Source organism: Streptomyces sp. MUM 203J (genome assembly GCF_022414595.1).
In the GTDB taxonomy this organism is placed as follows: Bacteria; Actinomycetota; Actinomycetes; order Streptomycetales; family Streptomycetaceae; genus Streptomyces.
Genome location: NZ_JADWYO010000020.1, coordinates 52,061 through 67,752 on the forward strand (window position 1 = coordinate 52,061; position 15,692 = coordinate 67,752).

A 15,692-nucleotide genomic window follows, 5' to 3' on the forward strand; every position below is an offset into this window, starting at 1 on the left:
GCCTTGAGCTGCACCCATTACGTTTCATCTGGGTACGCAGACATGGATGTTGACTGAGGAATGACAGGGAAAACAGAGCCGTAGGCTACGGAATCAGCGTCTCGACGAGTGTTTCCTGAAGGATGCCCAGCCAGAGGTACGCCATCACCATCGGTTTGCGCGGATCGTCATCCGGCAGCCGGTACAGCTCGCCGGACTCGTCCTCGTCCGTGACGTCCAGACGGGTGCCGATGGTGAGCCGCAGATCGTTGAGCGCGCCCAGCCAGTGACGCGACTCGTCGGTGGTCAGCTCCAGCCGTCCGCCCGCCCCGCCGCCGCCACCGCGGGCCAGGGTGTCGAGGCTGTGGACGACCGCGAGCGCGTCCGCGCGCTTGCGGGCGCGCAGGTCGTTCTCGGTGAAACGGCGGAACTCCGAGGAGCGGGCACGCAGCTCCGCCTCCTGCCCGGGGCTCGCGCCCGTGACCCCGGGGTCGCCGTACGCGTCGGGGAAGAGCCGGGCGAGGGCCGGGTCGGACGGCGGCTCGCTCGGGCCGTCCTGGAACAGCGCGGCGAGCGGGTCCTCACCCTTGGCCGGTTCGTCGCCGGGTCCGATCAGCTCCAGGAGCTGGACGGCCAGGGAGCGGAGGATGGAGACCTCGACCTCGTCCAGCTGCACGGCCGCGCCTCCGCCGGTGAGCGCCTCGAAGTTGCCGCTCATCAGCCGCGGTCCTGGGAGAGCGTCGCCCAGAGCCCGTATCCGTGCATCGCCTGCACGTCGCGCTCCATCTCCTCGCGGGTGCCGCTGGAGACCACGGCCCGGCCCTTGTGGTGCACGTCGAGCATCAGCTTGTGCGCCTTGTCCTTTGAATAGCCGAAGTACGCCTGGAAGACGTAGGTCACGTAGCTCATGAGGTTGACCGGATCGTTGTGGACGATCGTCACCCAGGGCACGTCGGGCTCGGTGACGGCGAAGCCCTCTTCTGCAGGGGCGGTGCGTTCGATCTCTACGGGAGCAACACTCACTCCCCCAATGCTGCCACTCAGGGTGGTTCCCCGCACAAATGGGGCCCGGGCGGCGGCGGATGTGACCCGAACGAGAAATCGTCACTCTGACGAGTAGTGGGGGTACGATCGTCGGCATGAACGCTGCGAACGCTGCCGCCGCGGAGCTGCGGCCGTCGAAGGAAGAAGCGCCCGGAGGGCATCCGCAGAGGGGTGGCGGCGGGCGGCGGGTGGACGTCCCCTCCACCGCGCTGTTCACCGACCACTACGAGCTGACCATGCTGCAGGCCGCCCTGCGGGGCGGTACCGCCGAGCGGCGCTCGGTCTTCGAGGTCTTCACCCGACGGCTGCCGGAGGGGCGGCGGTACGGGGTGGTGGCCGGGACCGGGCGGGTGCTGGACGCGGTGGAGAACTTCCGCTTCGACGCCGACGTCCTGGACTTCCTGCGGGAGCGGGGTGTCGTCGACGAGGCGACGCTGGCGTGGCTGGCGGACTACCGGTTCGGCGGGGACATCTGGGGCTACCCCGAGGGCGAGGTGTACTTCCCCGGCTCGCCGGTGCTGCGGGTGGAGGGCACGTTCGCGGAGTGCGTACTGCTGGAGACGGTCGTCCTGTCGATCCTGAACCACGATTCGGCCATCGCCGCGGCGGCGTCCCGGATGGCGGCGGCGGCCGGGGGGCGCGGGCTGATCGAGATGGGAGCGCGCCGGACCCACGAACTGGGCGCGGTGGCCGCCTCGCGGGCGGCGTACGTCGGGGGCTTCGACTCCACCTCCTGCCTGGCTGCGGGGTTCCGTTACGGGATCCCGACGGTGGGCACGTCCGCGCACGCCTTCATCCTGCTGCACGACAGCGAGCGGGACGCGTTCCGGGTCCAGGTGGAGGCGCTGGGGCGGGGCACGACGCTGCTGGTCGACACGTACGACGTGGCCGAGGCGGTCCGTACGGCGGTCGAGGTGGCGGGTCCCGGGCTGGGCGCGGTGCGGATCGACTCGGGTGACCTGCTGCTGGTGGCGCACCGGGTACGGCAGCAGCTGGACGCCCTGGGCGCGCGGGACACGCGGATCGTGGTGACCTCGGACCTGGACGAGTACGCGATCGCGTCGCTGGCGGCGGCGCCGGTGGACGCGTACGGGGTGGGGACGCAGCTGGTGACCGGGAGCGGGCACCCCACGTGCTCCATGGTCTACAAGCTGGTCGCCCGGGCGGACTCGGCGGAGCCCTCGGCGCCGCTGCGGCCGGTGGCGAAGAAGTCCCTGGGCGGCAAGGCCTCCTCCGGCGGGCGGAAGTGGGCGGCGCGGCGGGACGACGCGGAGGTGGTGGGCACCGGGCCGGTGCCGCCGTCACTGGCTGACCGGCAGCTCCTGGTCCCGCTGGTGAAAGCGGGCGAGGTCGTGGCGCGCGAGCCCCTGGAGGCGGCGAGGTCCCGCCATGCGGCGGCCCGTGCGGCGCTGCCGCTGTCGGCCGTCCAGCTGTCCCGCGGCGAGCCGGTCCTCCCGACGGAGTACGTGACGTCGTGACGCCGGGCCCGTGGGCCCCGGCCGCCGGGCGGGCGGGGTGCGCCTCCGTGCCGCGGGGCCTGCCTCCCCGCCGTGCGGGCCGGGGCCGCCGCGGGGGGCTCACCCCCGCGCGACGGCTGCCGTGGGGCCACGCTGCTGACGGCTCCCGTCACCGCCGGGGCAACCCCCTCCGCGTCCCCTCCCGCGGTACGCGGCACACGCGCCGTGCCGGGCCGGGGCCCGGCCTCCCCGTCAGGGGGTGTGGGCCGGGGGGGGCTCACCTGCTCGCGATGGTCCCGCGGGGCCCCCGGCGGTCCCCGTCAGGGCGGCTCCCCTCCCTTCCCTCTGCGCGGAGCGCCCGGGGGAGACGAGGGGACCGGCCGGCGGGCCGGACACCCCTCTGCCCCGGCCCGCGACCCCCGGGCGCCGTGCCGCCCCGGAGGGCCGCTCGTGGGGGCCCTCCCCCTGCGAGCGGGAAGTCTTTACGCTCGACAGTAAAACCGGCCGCACCGAAGGACACCGCCATGCACCGCGCATTGATCGTCGTCGACGTTCAGAACGACTTCTGCGAGGGCGGCAGCCTCGCGGTGGCGGGGGGCGCCGACGTCGCCGCCGCGATCACCGATCTGGTCGGAGACGCCGTCGGCAGCGTCTACCGGTACGTCGTCGCCACCCGGGACCGGCACATCGACCCCGGTGACCACTTCGCCGAGCGGCCGGACTTCGTCGGTTCCTGGCCGTCCCACTGCGTCGCCGGCACCGAGGGCGTCGGATTCCACCCGAACTTCGCCCCGGCCGTCGCGTCCGGCTCCATCGACGCCGTGTTCGACAAGGGCGCGTACGAGGCGGCGTACAGCGGGTTCGAGGGCAGCGACGAGAACGGGGTGCCGCTGGCCGACTGGCTGCGGGCGCACGGGGTGGAGGAGGTCGACGTCGTCGGCATCGCCACGGACCACTGTGTGCGGGCCACCGCCCTGGACGCCGCCGCCGAGGGTTTCCGTACCCATGTGCTGCTGGATCTGACGGCCGGGGTGAGCGCGGAGACCACACAGCAGGCCCTGGAGGAGCTGCGGGCCGCCGGTGTGGAGCTGAGCGGCAAGCCGGTGGTCTAGGAGCGCAGCAGCGCGCCTATGGGGTGCCACAGCTCCTGCGCGCGGCTCGGCGTCGTACGCCAGAGGAGCCCGTCCGGGTGGTGCAGCACCGCCGTGATCTCGTCGGGGGTGGGCGGGTGGGTGTTGCCCCGGAGGTAGACCGCCCGCAGGCCGAGGTTCCGGAGCCGGGTCAGCGCGCGGGGGCGGTTCGCGGCATGCACCAGCACCCGCACCCGCTCTCCGCCTCCGGCCGGGCTCGGCAGGCTGAGCGCGACGACGACGCTGCCTCCCGGCAGCCTGCAGAATCCACCACCGGGCATGGTGATGCCTCCCCCGTGTGAAGCGTGTGTCAATAAGAGACGGTCACTCGCACCTAAACACGATCGGCCGCCGCCCGCTAGAGGGCGACGGCCGATCATGGTTTGACCTGCTGTGATGCTGCTTACTTGGTGGACGGACCCACCTTGACCGTGATCGTCTGGCCGTTGCGCGGCTGCTTGACGATCGCGATGCGGGTGTTGGTGTCAGTTACCTTGACGCTGGCCCGCGGGTTCTCCTCGGTCCAGTAGGAGCCCTTGCGGTCGTCGAAGACCGGGTTGCCCACGTGGTTCCGGATCCGCTGCTCCACGCCCGCGTTGTGCAGGGTGAGGCCCTGGTAGCGGAACTTGCTGAAGGTGGAGTCGTACGACTGGATGCGGTTGCGCATCAGCGTGCCGTCCTTCCACCGCAGCGGCTCCGGGTTGGCGTCCACCGGAAGGACCAGGCCCTCACCGGGGTGGACGGCCGTGTTGTTGTCCTTCTGGGAGGTGTCCCACTTCCAGACCAGCAGACCGCGCTGGTACGCGTAGTGCTCCACCCAGTCGTCCTTCGAGCCGATGAAGCCGAAGTTGTACGGGCCGACCTTGAGGGTCGCGTCGTACGAGACGTACTGGCGGTTCTCCGCGATGTAGTACTGGGAGTAGTCGTCGGTGATGGCCTCACCGATGCGGGAGAAGCCGTTCGAGGTCCAGCCCTCGGCCTCGCCCTCGGCGTCGTCCGCGAACAGCTCGGCGCCGTCCGCGCTGAAGACGATGTTGTCGGCCGCGAAGCCGCGCTCGGCCAGGCCGCCGTCCGTGAGGTAGCGGAAGCGGAAGTCGACCTTCTGGCCCGCGTAGGCGTCCAGCGAGTAGACCAGCTTCTTGTACTTCTCGGAGTGGCTGCTCAGGGCCGGGGTGTTGCCGGCGTCGCGGTCGATGGGCGCGCCGTCGGCGGTGCCGTCGAGGGCGGTCCAGTTGGCGCCGCCGTCGGTGGAGACCTCCGCGTACAGGTAGTCGTACTCGGCCTCGATCTCCCACCAGGCGTCGAGGCTCAGCTCGGCCTTGGACTTGCCGGTGAGGTCGACGGAGCGGGTGAGGGTGTTCTTGAGGTCGTCACCCATGTTGCTCCACCACTGCATGGAGCCACCGGCCGGCTTGACGATCGGCGTGCTGACCCGCTTCTTGGGCAGCTCGACGACCAGCGCCTGCGGGTTCTTGGTGTTGTACTCGGCGACGCCCAGCTTGTGCTTCGACTTGGTGGCGGCCTTGGCCTTCTCGTAGTTGAGCCAGCCGAGCTGCAGCTTGTCCCAGGCGTTCATGTCGCCCGGCATGTCGCCGATGCTGTCCTTGCCGGTGCCCAGCCAGGAGCCGGAGGACATCAGGGACCAGAAGCCGGTCGAGTTCTCGGCGCCCGGCTTGCCGGAGGTGTCGTACAGGTCCGGCAGGCCGAGGTCGTGGCCGTACTCGTGGGCGAAGACGCCGAGGCCGCCGTTCTCCGGCTGCATGGTGTAGTCGCCGACCCAGATGCCGGTGTCACCGATCTCGGTGCCGCCCGCCCTGTTCTGCTCCGGACCGGTCTTGCCGGCGTCCGTGCCGAACGCGTACCAGCGGTGCGCCCACAGCGCGTCGCCGCCCTGGACACCGCCGCCCGCCGACTCGTCCTCGCCCGCGTGGACGATCTGGAAGTGGTCGATGTAGCCGTCGGGCTCGTTGAAGTCGCCGTCGCCGTCGTGGTCGTAGCGGTCCCACTTGTCGTACTGGGACAGGACGGCCTTGATCTCCTCGGTGGACTTGCCCTGGGCCTTCTGCTGCTCGGTCCAGGCGTTCACACCGTCGCGGACCAGGTCCCAGACGTTGCCGCAGTTGGAGTTGCCGCAGTAGTTGGAACCGTAGCGGGCCTCGTTGTAGTCGACCTTGACCCAGTCGGTGACCGTGCCCTGGACCGAGTAGCGGCCCGAGGACTGGCGCTCGTAGTAGGTCTTCAGCGAGTGCTTCTGCTTGCCGTCGGCGTCCTTGCCCTCACCGAAGTAGAGGTCCTGGAAGTGCTCCTGGCTGTAGTCCTCCTGCCAGGCCGTGGAGTTGTCCTTCGCACGGTCCGGCTTGGCTATCTGGTTGTGCAGCGGGCCGGGCGTGCCGCCGTACTTCGGCTTCAGCTCGTCGGTGTCGTCGTCCCTGCGGTCGACGAGGGTCTCGTTGTCGACCTTGTCACCGAACTCGACCAGGATGGTGAAGATCTGGTCGGTCTGCTCCCGGGCCAGCTCGACGTACTTCTTGTTGTCGAGCTTGACGACCTGGGAGTCGCCGCGCTTCTGCACCTTGGACTTGCCCGAGAGCACCTGCTCCAGCGCCGCCTCGCGCTGCTTGGCCTGCTGCTCGCTGAACGGGCCCTCGAGGTCGTGGTCGACCGCGGTGGCCTTCTCGTGTGCGTGGCCCGATTCCGGCGCGCCGGGCGCCGGGTCGTGGCGCTCGATGCCCGCTTCGGGACGGTTGTCGGCCTGGGCCGTGGTGAGGGCTCCGGCGGTGGCGGCGGTCGCGGCCATGGCCACGAGCACCGCGGAGGCGCGGAACGCCCGTCGTCTGTTGGTCACTTGTTTGTTTCCTCCCCTGCGCACCGCAACCGCGGATGGGGGGTCACGTGATAATCCGCGTGCGGTCGCGCGCCACAAGTGACGACATTCGACCGGACTTCCACGAGAAAAGATAGTCTTGACTTGGACAGGCCAAGAGCCCTATGTGGACACCCCAACCCGCATAGCGGACAGGGGAGTCAAGGGAAAACCCTCTATCCCCCGCCGGCCTCCGGGCAGGCGCCCCCTGTGCGCCCCCAGCGCCTCGACACGGTGGGTCAGGTCACGCTTACCGCCGGTTCCTCCCGGGCGTCGAGCGGCGTAGAGTCGTCAGTCAGTGCGACCGCGTTGCGAGGCTCCACCCCACCAACGGAGGGCGGAAACCGTCATGTTGCGTCCGACCGCCGCACATCTGGTCTACGGCTCGGGGACCGTCGTCGGTGCCACCGTCGCCCTTCTGCTGACACTGGGCCCGGCGAGCGGCCCAGGGGTCGCCCTCGTCGGCGTCGCCGCACTGCTGCTCGGCCTTCTCGTCACACTGGGCCTGGCGCTGCTGCGGGCACGGGCACGGGCGGAGACACGGGCCGGGGCGGCGGGCACCGGCCTCCCGGAGGGGCGGGACGCGCCGCGGCCGGAGCCCGAACCGGCCTCGTCACTGCGCCGCTGACACGACGACCGTCCTGGCCGCCTTGTCGTGGAGGCCCTGCTTGTACGGTTTGTCGACGATGATCAGGATGAGCAGGAGCAACGGCCACAGGCAGGCGCAGCAGATCAGCGCGGGCAGCCACAGCACCAGGGCACGGGTCAGCGCGGCGCTCACCGGCGGGACGCTGCCGTCGTTGAGCATCGCGACCCGCAGGCCCATGAGCTTCTTGCCGACGGTCTGACCGTTCCGCTTCGCCGTCATATACGTGTCGTACGTGAGGTACGCGGCGATCGAGATGGCCTGGAAGGCCCACTGGCCGCCGTCGTTGTTCGCCGTCCAGACGGCTGAGAGGTCGTCGTCCTCGGTGACCCGGTTGTAGATGTCGAGCGGGATCCCGATGAGGGCGAGCGGCACGAAGATGATGAGCCAGTCGAGGAAACGGGCCAGCACGCGGCGGCCGGTGTCGCCCAGGGGCGGCATGCCGGCAAGGGGGTCGGCGGCGCCGTAGCCTGGCGGGCCGCCTCCGTACGGGCTCCCGCCGCCCGTGTCGTAGGGGCCGCCGCCGTGCGGGCCGCCTCCGCCGCCGGGCGGGGGCTCCTGTGGCGGCGGCTTGCGGAGCGGGTCGTCCTCGGGGGGCTGGCCGGGCGGCGGCGGTTCGTTGCTCATGGGGGCAGTGCATCCCGCGGGGGCGGGGCGCGCATCCGGTCATGTGCCGTTCGGGGGACCGGAGGGTCGACCTCCGGCGGGTCGCTCACCCGTCCCGCCCGTTCCCGGTGGCCCGGGCGCCGTCCCGGGCCACCGTCGCGCCTGAGCGAATCCCGCCCCCGGACGCCGGACAGGCAAGAACGGGGGCGGGAGGGGAGCCCGACTAGCCACGCGCCACGAACGTGCCCGCCGCCTTGTCGTGCCAGCACTGGCGCCAGGGGCGGTCCACCAGGCACCACAGCACGTTGAGGACGCCCACCGCCAGCAGGCCCAGCACCCCGTACACCAGCCAGCGCCGCAGCGCGCCGCCGAAGGACGGCGGCTCGTACGACTCGAGGTCCCGGACCTGGATCCCGCACAGCTTCTTGCCGAGTGTGCGGCCCCACCTGGCGGTCGGCAGCGCCTCGTACAGGACGCCGAGGACGAGCATCAGGGCCAGCGCGATGCCGAACTGGACCGCGTTCGTGGCGTCGACGAGCCAGACGGTGACCGTCTCACCCGACTGCTTGGCCGCCTCGAGCTTGTCGTACATGTGGCCGAGGCCCTTGAGGACGAACGGTGTGGCAGCCGCTCCCGCGAGCGCGCCGAAGACCACGCCGTCGATCAGCCGTGCCGCGAGCCGCCGGCCCAGACCCGCCGGGCGGGCGTTGGCCCGTTCCTGGGCGGCCTGGAGGAAGGGGTCGCTGACGGGCGGCTTCCACGGCGCGACCGGCTGCCGGTCCGCCTCCCCGGCCGCCTGGTGCCCCGCGGCGAGCTGCTGCACCTGCTGCGGCCAGGAAGCCGCACCGCCGCCGTGCCCGGAGGTGACGGGAGCGTGGCCCGCCTGGGGCGGTACGGCGGCGGACGCCTGCTGCGGGGCCGCGGGCTGGGGCGGGCCGACCGGCTGCGGCTGGGCCGGGACGTGCGGCGCCTGCAGCGCCTGCGCGGACTGTGCGGCCTGCGGGGTCCGCGGAGAGAGAGGGCTCTGGGCCGCCTGCGCGGGCTGAGGGGACGTCGGCTGTGAGGGACGGGCCGCGGGGGCCGCTTCGCCGGCCCTCGGTTCCGGTTCCGGTCGCGGCGACGTCTGCCGCACGCCGGGAAGGGCACCCCCTGTCGGATCGGCGGCGCCCGGGATCCTCGGGTCCGGCGCGGAGCCGGGGGCCGCGCCCCAGGAGACCGGGGCCTCGGGGGCACCGTCGTAGCCGCGCTGGCGGGTGAGGTCGGCCTGCCAGGCGGACGCGGGCTCGGGTGCGCCCCCGGACGCCGCCTCCGCGCCCGGTCCGGACTCGGAGGAGATGCTCGGGTCGTCGTCCAGGAAGACCGGCCCGGTCTCGTCGACCGGCGGGGCGGGCGCGGGCACCGGCGCAGGCGCGGGTGCGGCTGCGGCTGCGGATGCCGTGGCGGCCGGGAAGGCCGAGGTGGGCGGCGTCGGCATGGGCTCGCCCTCCTCGGGTGCCGGACGGCTCGTACCGGGGGCCCAGGCGGCACCGTTCCAGTACCGGATGTATCCGGGAATGGAGGGGTCTGGGTAGTACCCAGCCGCAGGGCTGCCGTCGCCGGTTGCCGGGGTTGGGGCGCTCATCACCGTGGTCCCGTATCTCCTCGAGGGCCTCACTTGAGGCACCACATCTATCAGACGGCCGGACGCCCCGGGCCCCCGTTGAGCGAGCGGCCGCCGTCCGGTCACGTCTCTGTCACGCAAAGTAACAGAAATTTCCCGGTGAAAGTCGCGTAATGAGAGCGGGGGAAGGCCCTCTCCCTTGTGTGCGGCCGGTTCCGGCCGCCATGCGAACGAGACGACAGGGCAGGGAGAGGGTCATGAAGGACATGAACGACATGCACGAGACGACGGTGGTGGAGCGCGAGCTGGAGCTGCGGCTGGTCCTGTCCCCGGAGCGCAGCGTGGAGGTTCCGGCCCGGCTGACGTACCGCACGGCCGACCCGTACGCGGTCCACATCGCCTTCCACGTCGGCTCCGAGCACCCCGTGCACTGGACGTTCGCGCGGGAGCTGCTGGTGGAGGGCGTCTTCCGGCCGTGCGGCCAGGGGGACGTACGGATCTGGCCGTCCAAGACGGACGGGCGCAGTGTGGTGCTGATGGCTCTGACCTCTCCGGACGGCGACGCGTTGCTGGAGGCCCCGTCGGCGCAGGTGTCGGCCTGGCTGGAGCGCTCCCTGCGGGTGGTGCCGCCCGGCACGGAGGCCGAACGACTGGGTCTGGACGACGCCTTGGCGGCCCTGCTGTCGGCGGAGGCGTGACGGGCGGCGCGGGCCCGGCGGTCCCGGGGTCAGAAGAGCTTGCCGGGGTTGAGGATGCCGAGCGGGTCGAAGGCGCGCTTGAGCGACTGGTGCAGTTCGAGGGCCACGGGGCCGAGTTCGCGGGCCAGCCAGTCCTTCTTCAGCAGCCCGACCCCGTGCTCACCGGTGATGGTGCCGCCCAGTTCCAGGCCGAGGGCCATGATGGCGTCGAAGGAGTCGCGGGCGCGGCGGGACGCGTCCGGGTCGTGCTGGTCGAAACAGACCACGGGGTGCGTGTTGCCGTCGCCCGCGTGCGCGCAGACGCCGATCGTGAGCCCGTGCCGCTCGGCGATGGCGGCGGTGCCGTCGAGCATCTCGGCCAGCCGGGAGCGCGGCACGCACACATCGTCGATCATGGTCGCGGTGGCCAGCGTCTCCAGCGCGGGCAGCGCCATCCGGCGTGCCTTGAGAAGCAGTTCGGACTCGGCGGCGTCCTCGGCGGGAACCACCTGCGCGGCACCGGCGGCTGTGCACAGCTCCGCGACGGCCGCGAGGTCGGCGGCCGGGTCCGGGGTGTCGAAGGCGGCCAGCAGCAGGGCCGCCGTGCTGTCGGGCAGTCCCATGTGGCCGAGGCGGTTGACCGCCTGGACCGTGGTGCGGTCCATCAGTTCGAGGAGCGACGGCGTGTGCCCGCGCTCCATGATCGCGCAGACGGCGGCGCACGCCTCGGCCGTGGACGCGAACTCGGCGGCCAGGGCGAGCTGGGCGGGCGGCCTCGGCTTCAGGGCGAGCACGGCCCGCACGACGATGCCGAGGCTTCCCTCGGAGCCGACGAACAGGCGGGTGAGGTCATAGCCCGCGACGCCCTTCGCCGTTCGGCGGCCGGTGGACAGCAGCCGCCCGTCGGCCAGGACGACATCCAGCCCGAGGACGTACTCGGCGGTGACGCCGTACTTGACGCAGCACAGCCCGCCGGATGCCGTGCCGATGTTGCCGCCGATGGTGCACATCTCCCAGCTCGACGGGTCGGGCGGATAGTGCAGCCCGTGGGCGGCGACCGCCTGGGCGAGTGCGGCGTTGACGACGCCCGGCTCGACGACGGCGATGCGGTCGACCGGGTTCACCTCCAGGATGCGGTCCATCTTGGTGAGGGAGAGGACGACGCAGCCGTCCGTCGCGTTGGCCGCGCCCGACAGGCCGGTGCGGGCACCCTGCGGGACGACGGGGACACGCAGGGCGGTCGCGGTGCGCATCACGTGCTGGACCTGCTCCACGGTCCGGGGCAGGACGACGACGGCGGGGGCGCCCGCGGCGCAGAAGCTCGCCATGTCGTGGGCGTAGGAGGTCGTGACGTCCGGGTCGGTCAGCAGGGCCTCGGGCGGGAGCCCGGCGCGCAGACGGTCGATGAGCTGCGGGTGGAGGTCGTCGTCCATGGGGCCAGCGTGGCACTCGGGGCCATCGGTGTGAACCAGGCGTGTGAACCGGCGTGTACGGGCCGTGGGCTCGCGGGGTGCCCACTGGAGCGCGCGCACAGTGAGCGGCATGCGACGCGTGAAGAGCGAGAAGGCTGAGAAGGGCGAGAAGGGCATGAGGGCCGGACGGGTGTCCCGGGGGGTGCTGCTCGCGGGCACGGGTGCGGTGCTGGCCGGCGCGGTGGCGCTGTTCGCCCTGGAGGGCGGGCTGTTCGGCCGGGCCGGGGACGGGTACCCGGGGGCGTCGGGCCCGGCGGCGCGGGCGGTGGCGGCGGCCGAGGCGGGCGCGCTCGCGGCCCCGGCCGAGCTGGCCGCGCTGATCGGGGACCGGGAGGCGTGGCTGCGGGAGCACCCGGACGACCACGCGTCCTGGGCGGCGCTCGGCGCGGCGTACACGGAGCGCGGGACGCGGGAGGGAGACCCGGCGGCGTACCCGGAGGCGGAGAAGGCCCTGCGGCGCTCCCTTGAGGCGCGTCCGGTGGCGAAGGGCAATGTGGACGCGGCGCTCGGCATGAGCGCGCTGGCACGGGCGCGCGGCGACTTCCGGGCGGCGCGGCGCTGGGCCGGGGCAGCCGGCAGGCTGCGGCCGGAACACTGGCGGGCGCAGGCGCTGCTGGTGGACGCGTACCGGGGGCTGGGCGACCAGAAGGCGGCCGGGAAGAGCCTGGAGCGGTTGCGGGAACTGCACACCGGGGCGGCGGCGCTGACCCGGACGGCGCAGGTGTACCGGGACAAGGGATGGCGGGAGGACGCGTCGGCCGTGGCGTACGACGCGGTGGCGAAGGCGGCGACGCGGGCCGAACGCACGGCGTGCCTGTCCCGGCTGGGGGACCTGGCCTGGGAGCGGGGCGAGCCGTCCGAGGCGCTGGCCCAGTACACGGCGGCGCTGCGGATGACGCCCCGTCACGCCCCGTCGCTCGCGGGCCGGGCCCGGGCGGTGGCGGCGCTGGGGCGTACGGCGGAGGCGGTGCGGGACTGGGCGTCGGCGCTGGCGGTGCGGCCGGACCCGGCGTACGCGCTGGAGGCGGGCGAGCTGGACGAGGCGATGGGCCGCACGCAGGCGGCGCGGGAGCGGTACGGGACGGTGCTGGACCGGGCGGGCGAGGCCCTCACGCACGGCGCGAACCCGACGCTGGCGGTGGCGCGTTACGAGGCGGACCACGGGGACCCGGACAAGGCGGTGGCCTGGCTGCGCGGGGAGTGGAAGCGGGGGCACCGGTCGGCGGATGTGGCCGACGCGCTGGGGTGGGCGCTGGCGCGGTCGGGGAAGGCGGAGGAGGCCCTGCCGTACGCGAAGAAGGCGACCGGGCAGGGGCGGCGGAGCGCGCTGTTCCTGTACCACCGGGGCGAGATCGAGCGCAGGCTGTCCATGCCGGGCGAGGCACGGCGCCACCTGGAGGACGCCCTGCGGACGAACCCGCACTTCTCGCCGCTGAGGGCAAAGGCGGCACGGGACGCGCTGGCCGCCCTCGAGGGTGAACAGGGGGGTGCGCCGCCGAAGCGGTGAGGCGCGCCCGGGCAGTGCTCTCCCCTGCCCCGCCCCTTCCCGGAGCAGGAGGGGCGCCGCCCCCGGATCCCCTGCTCCTCGAACGCCGGAGGCGCTGCACAAGCCCTTCCGGCGCTGAAGGAGGACGGGCACCGGAGGCGCGGTACGGGGCCTGGGGCGGAGCCCCGGTCACGGGATGCGGCGGGGTGGGGAAGGAGAAGGCGCCCTGACACACCCGCGGCCCCGTGGGTCAGGGTCCACGGGGCCGCAAGTTGTCAGAGGCGCGGGCTACAGGTTGCCGCGGCGTTCCTGCTCGCGCTCGATCGCCTCGAAGAGCGCCTTGAAGTTGCCCTTGCCGAAGCCCATCGAACCGTGCCGCTCGATGATCTCGAAGAAGACGGTCGGCCGGTCCTGCACCGGCTTGGTGAAGATCTGCAGCAGGTAGCCGTCCTCGTCGCGGTCGGCCAGGATCTTCAGCTCGCGCAGCGTCTCGATCGGCACGCGGGTGTCACCCACCCACTCTCCGAGCGTGTCGTAGTACGTGTCCGGGGTGTCGAGGAACTGGACACCGTGCTCGCGCATGTAGCGGACCGTCGCGACGATGTCGTTCGTGGCGAGCGCGACGTGCTGGACGCCCGCGCCCCCGTAGAACTCCAGGTACTCGTCGATCTGCGACTTCTTCTTCGCGATCGCGGGCTCGTTGATCGGGAACTTGACCTTGAGCGTGCCGTCCGCGACGACCTTCGACATGAGGGCGGAGTACTCGGTGGCGATGTCGTCGCCCACGAACTCCTTCATGTTGGTGAAGCCCATGACCTTGTTGTAGAAGGCCACCCACTCGTTCATCTTGCCGAGTTCGACGTTGCCGACGCAGTGGTCGACGGCCTGGAAGGTGCGCTTGGCCGGCGGCTCCACGATCGGAGTGGCGGCGGCGTAGCCCGGCAGGTACGGGCCCTCGTACGCCTTGCGCTCGACGAGGGTGTGACGGGTCTTGCCGTACGTCGCGATCGCGGCGAGGACGACGGTGCCGTGCTCGTCCTTCACCTCGTACGGCTCCGTGACGCCGGTCGCGCCCTGGGCGACGGCGTACGCGTACGCGGCACGGGCGTCCGGCACCTCGATGGCGAGGTCGACGACACCGTCGCCGTGCTCCGCGACGTGGGCCTCGAGGAACCGGCCCCAGTCGCTGGAGGCCTTGATGACGGAGGTGAACACGAACCGGGCGGAGCCGTTGGTCAGCACGTAGCTGGCGGTCTCGCGGCTGCCGTTCTCCGGGCCGGAGTACGCCACGAGCTTCATCCCGAAGGCCGTGGAGTAGTAGTGGGCGGCCTGCTTGGCGTTGCCGACGGCGAAGACCACCGCGTCCATTCCCTTCACCGGGAAGGGGTCGGCCTGCCGTGCGGTGTCGGGGGTGTGATTCATGGTCTCAGTCATGGCGGCAGCGTCCCGCCGTTCCGCAGGTTGCGCAATAGTTTGCGTTTCCTCTGGGCAATCTGCACAGCCAACCTGCACCATGAGCGGACGATCTGTACAGGATGACTATCGGGAGGCCGCTGTGGCGATCGATCATCTGGACGGCCGGCTCATCGCCCTGCTGGCCCGCGAGCCGAGGATCGGCGTACTGGAGGCGTCACGGCGGCTGGGGGTGGCGCGCGGCACGGTGCAGGCCCGGCTTGACCGGCTCCAGTCGGCCGGGGTGATCCGGGGGTTCGGCCCGGACGTGGACCCGGCGGCGCTGGGCTATCCGGTGACGGCGTTCGCGACGCTGGAGATCCGGCAGGGCCAGGGCGCGGACGTACGGGAGCACCTGGCGGGCGTGCCGGAGGTGCTGGAGCTGCACACCACGACGGGCCACGGGGACATGCTGTGCCGCCTGGTGGCGCGGTCGAACGCGGACCTCCAGCGGGTGATCGACCGGGTGGTCTCGATCGACGGGATCGTCCGGGCGTCGACGGCGATCGTGATGGAGAACCCGGTGCGGCTGCGGATCATCCCGCTGGTGGAGCAGGCGGCGGGGGAGGGCGGCTGACCACGGAGCCGTGCCCAAAGGGTCCCTTGCAAAAATACCTTTGCAAGGGACCCTTTGCATGCTTACGCTCGCAGGTATGGCAGAGAACACGCCCGACCCCACGCCCCGCCCGACCCCGGACACCCCGTACCAGCTGGATCCGCGTTCGCTCCGCGGCCTCGCGCACCCGCTGCGGATGCGGCTGCTCCGCACGCTGAGGCACAACGGGCCCGCGACGGCTTCCCAACTGGCCGACCGGTTCGGCGAGTCGAGCGGATCGACCAGCTACCACCTGCGGCAGCTCGCCGCCTACGGGTTCGTGGAGGACGACCCGGAGCGCCGGGGCAAGGGCGGCCGGGAGCGCTGGTGGCGGGCCGTCCACCAAGGCGTCGCCGTGGACGGCGCCCTGCACGAGGACCAGAGCCCCGAGACCCGGGGCGCCATGGACGTGTTCCTCCAGGAGGTCGCCGGCATGCACCACCAGGAACTCGTCACCTGGCTGGGCGACCGGGCCGGCTGGTCCACGGCGTGGGCGAAGAACGCCGACACGAGCGACTTCACCCTGCGGCTGACCCCGGCGCAGCTCGGTGAACTGAACCGGGCGCTGCACGCCGTCGTGGAGAGCTTCCACTCCCGTGTGGCGGCACACGGGGCAGAGCAGGCGGAGCGCGTACGGGTCCATCTGCACACGTTTCCGCAGCGAACCGACCGAGAGGACTGAGCC

The 15,692-nt window shown here is 72.2% G+C and carries 15 protein-coding genes; 7 read left to right on the forward strand and 8 right to left on the reverse strand.

Annotated elements, in window-relative coordinates:
- Nucleotides 1-85: 85 nt before the first annotated feature.
- Nucleotides 86-697, reverse strand: a complete 612-nt coding sequence (locus I3F58_RS13245; RefSeq protein ID WP_240108556.1) for a DUF2017 domain-containing protein — start codon at nucleotides 695-697, stop codon at nucleotides 86-88.
- A complete protein-coding gene (clpS, locus tag I3F58_RS13250) occupies nucleotides 697-1,002 on the reverse strand; it encodes an ATP-dependent Clp protease adapter ClpS (RefSeq protein WP_240108557.1) in 306 nt (101 codons plus the stop codon). The genes I3F58_RS13245 and clpS overlap by 1 nt, the downstream gene beginning before the upstream one ends.
- Before the next feature lie 209 nt (nucleotides 1,003-1,211).
- On the opposite strand from clpS, the gene I3F58_RS13255 reads away from it, so the two are divergent.
- Both I3F58_RS13255 and I3F58_RS13260 read left to right on the forward strand, forming a co-directional pair.
- On the forward strand, nucleotides 1,212-2,501 hold the full coding sequence (locus I3F58_RS13255; protein WP_308355005.1) for a nicotinate phosphoribosyltransferase: 1,290 nt from the start codon (nucleotides 1,212-1,214) through the stop codon (nucleotides 2,499-2,501).
- A gap of 503 nt (nucleotides 2,502-3,004) precedes the next feature.
- Nucleotides 3,005-3,592, forward strand: coding sequence for an isochorismatase family protein (locus I3F58_RS13260; RefSeq protein WP_240108558.1), 588 nt, complete (start codon nucleotides 3,005-3,007; stop codon nucleotides 3,590-3,592).
- Here the strand turns inward: I3F58_RS13260 and I3F58_RS13265 are convergent.
- Together I3F58_RS13265 and I3F58_RS13270 are read right to left on the reverse strand one after the other, a co-directional pair.
- Entirely contained in the window at nucleotides 3,589-3,891 is a 303-nt protein-coding gene (locus I3F58_RS13265; RefSeq protein ID WP_240108559.1) for a hypothetical protein, read from the reverse strand. The genes I3F58_RS13260 and I3F58_RS13265 overlap by 4 nt on opposite strands.
- Before the next feature lie 122 nt (nucleotides 3,892-4,013).
- Nucleotides 4,014-6,455 carry an immune inhibitor A domain-containing protein gene (locus I3F58_RS13270; protein ID WP_240108560.1) on the reverse strand — a complete coding sequence of 814 codons (2,442 nt, stop codon included), beginning with the start codon at nucleotides 6,453-6,455 and terminating at the stop codon, nucleotides 4,014-4,016.
- Nucleotides 6,456-6,822: 367 nt separating this feature from the next.
- Between I3F58_RS13270 and I3F58_RS13275 the strand changes: the two genes are divergently transcribed.
- A complete protein-coding gene (locus I3F58_RS13275; protein WP_240108561.1) occupies nucleotides 6,823-7,101 on the forward strand; it encodes a hypothetical protein in 279 nt (92 codons plus the stop codon).
- On the opposite strand, the gene I3F58_RS13280 is transcribed toward I3F58_RS13275, so the two are convergent.
- Together I3F58_RS13280 and I3F58_RS13285 are read right to left on the reverse strand one after the other, a co-directional pair.
- The gene (locus I3F58_RS13280; protein ID WP_240108562.1) at nucleotides 7,087-7,746 is read right to left on the reverse strand and encodes an RDD family protein; all 660 of its coding nucleotides are present in this window, start codon (nucleotides 7,744-7,746) and stop codon (nucleotides 7,087-7,089) included. The genes I3F58_RS13275 and I3F58_RS13280 overlap by 15 nt on opposite strands.
- A gap of 202 nt (nucleotides 7,747-7,948) precedes the next feature.
- Nucleotides 7,949-9,346, reverse strand: coding sequence for an RDD family protein (locus tag I3F58_RS13285; protein ID WP_240108563.1), 1,398 nt, complete (start codon nucleotides 9,344-9,346; stop codon nucleotides 7,949-7,951).
- 254 nt (nucleotides 9,347-9,600) lie between these two features.
- Between I3F58_RS13285 and I3F58_RS13290 the strand changes: the two genes are divergently transcribed.
- A complete protein-coding gene (locus tag I3F58_RS13290) occupies nucleotides 9,601-10,023 on the forward strand; it encodes an SsgA family sporulation/cell division regulator (protein WP_240108605.1) in 423 nt (140 codons plus the stop codon).
- Nucleotides 10,024-10,052: 29 nt separating this feature from the next.
- Here the strand turns inward: I3F58_RS13290 and I3F58_RS13295 are convergent, their stop codons facing one another.
- The gene (locus tag I3F58_RS13295; RefSeq protein WP_240108564.1) at nucleotides 10,053-11,435 is read right to left on the reverse strand and encodes an FAD-binding oxidoreductase; all 1,383 of its coding nucleotides are present in this window, start codon (nucleotides 11,433-11,435) and stop codon (nucleotides 10,053-10,055) included.
- Nucleotides 11,436-11,544: 109 nt separating this feature from the next.
- On the opposite strand from I3F58_RS13295, the gene I3F58_RS13300 reads away from it, so the two are divergent.
- Nucleotides 11,545-12,981: a tetratricopeptide repeat protein gene (locus I3F58_RS13300; RefSeq protein WP_240108565.1), complete on the forward strand. Its 1,437-nt coding sequence runs from the start codon at nucleotides 11,545-11,547 to the stop codon at nucleotides 12,979-12,981.
- Between the two features lie 267 nt (nucleotides 12,982-13,248).
- Here the strand turns inward: I3F58_RS13300 and hppD are convergent, their stop codons facing one another.
- A complete protein-coding gene (gene hppD, locus I3F58_RS13305) occupies nucleotides 13,249-14,394 on the reverse strand; it encodes a 4-hydroxyphenylpyruvate dioxygenase (RefSeq protein ID WP_240108566.1) in 1,146 nt (381 codons plus the stop codon).
- Between the two features lie 121 nt (nucleotides 14,395-14,515).
- Between hppD and I3F58_RS13310 the strand changes: the two genes are divergently transcribed.
- On the forward strand, nucleotides 14,516-14,989 hold the full coding sequence (locus I3F58_RS13310) for an Lrp/AsnC family transcriptional regulator (RefSeq protein WP_240108567.1): 474 nt from the start codon (nucleotides 14,516-14,518) through the stop codon (nucleotides 14,987-14,989).
- A gap of 76 nt (nucleotides 14,990-15,065) precedes the next feature.
- Complete coding sequence (locus I3F58_RS13315; RefSeq protein WP_240108568.1) at nucleotides 15,066-15,689, forward strand: winged helix-turn-helix domain-containing protein; 624 nt, start codon at nucleotides 15,066-15,068, stop codon at nucleotides 15,687-15,689.
- Nucleotides 15,690-15,692: the final 3 nt, after the last annotated feature.

Coding starts and splice junctions, on each gene's coding strand:
- I3F58_RS13295 (WP_240108564.1), bottom strand. CDS start 11,435: ATGGACGACGACCTCCACCCGCAGCTCATCGACCGTCTGCGCGCCGGG.
- I3F58_RS13260 (WP_240108558.1), top strand. CDS start 3,005: ATGCACCGCGCATTGATCGTCGTCGACGTTCAGAACGACTTCTGCGAG.
- I3F58_RS13285 (WP_240108563.1), bottom strand. CDS start 9,346: ATGAGCGCCCCAACCCCGGCAACCGGCGACGGCAGCCCTGCGGCTGGG.
- I3F58_RS13245 (WP_240108556.1), bottom strand. CDS start 697: ATGAGCGGCAACTTCGAGGCGCTCACCGGCGGAGGCGCGGCCGTGCAG.
- I3F58_RS13300 (WP_240108565.1), top strand. CDS start 11,545: ATGCGACGCGTGAAGAGCGAGAAGGCTGAGAAGGGCGAGAAGGGCATG.
- I3F58_RS13265 (WP_240108559.1), bottom strand. CDS start 3,891: ATGCCCGGTGGTGGATTCTGCAGGCTGCCGGGAGGCAGCGTCGTCGTC.
- I3F58_RS13315 (WP_240108568.1), top strand. CDS start 15,066: ATGGCAGAGAACACGCCCGACCCCACGCCCCGCCCGACCCCGGACACC.
- I3F58_RS13280 (WP_240108562.1), bottom strand. CDS start 7,746: ATGAGCAACGAACCGCCGCCGCCCGGCCAGCCCCCCGAGGACGACCCG.
- I3F58_RS13275 (WP_240108561.1), top strand. CDS start 6,823: ATGTTGCGTCCGACCGCCGCACATCTGGTCTACGGCTCGGGGACCGTC.
- hppD (WP_240108566.1), bottom strand. CDS start 14,394: ATGACTGAGACCATGAATCACACCCCCGACACCGCACGGCAGGCCGAC.
- I3F58_RS13290 (WP_240108605.1), top strand. CDS start 9,601: ATGCACGAGACGACGGTGGTGGAGCGCGAGCTGGAGCTGCGGCTGGTC.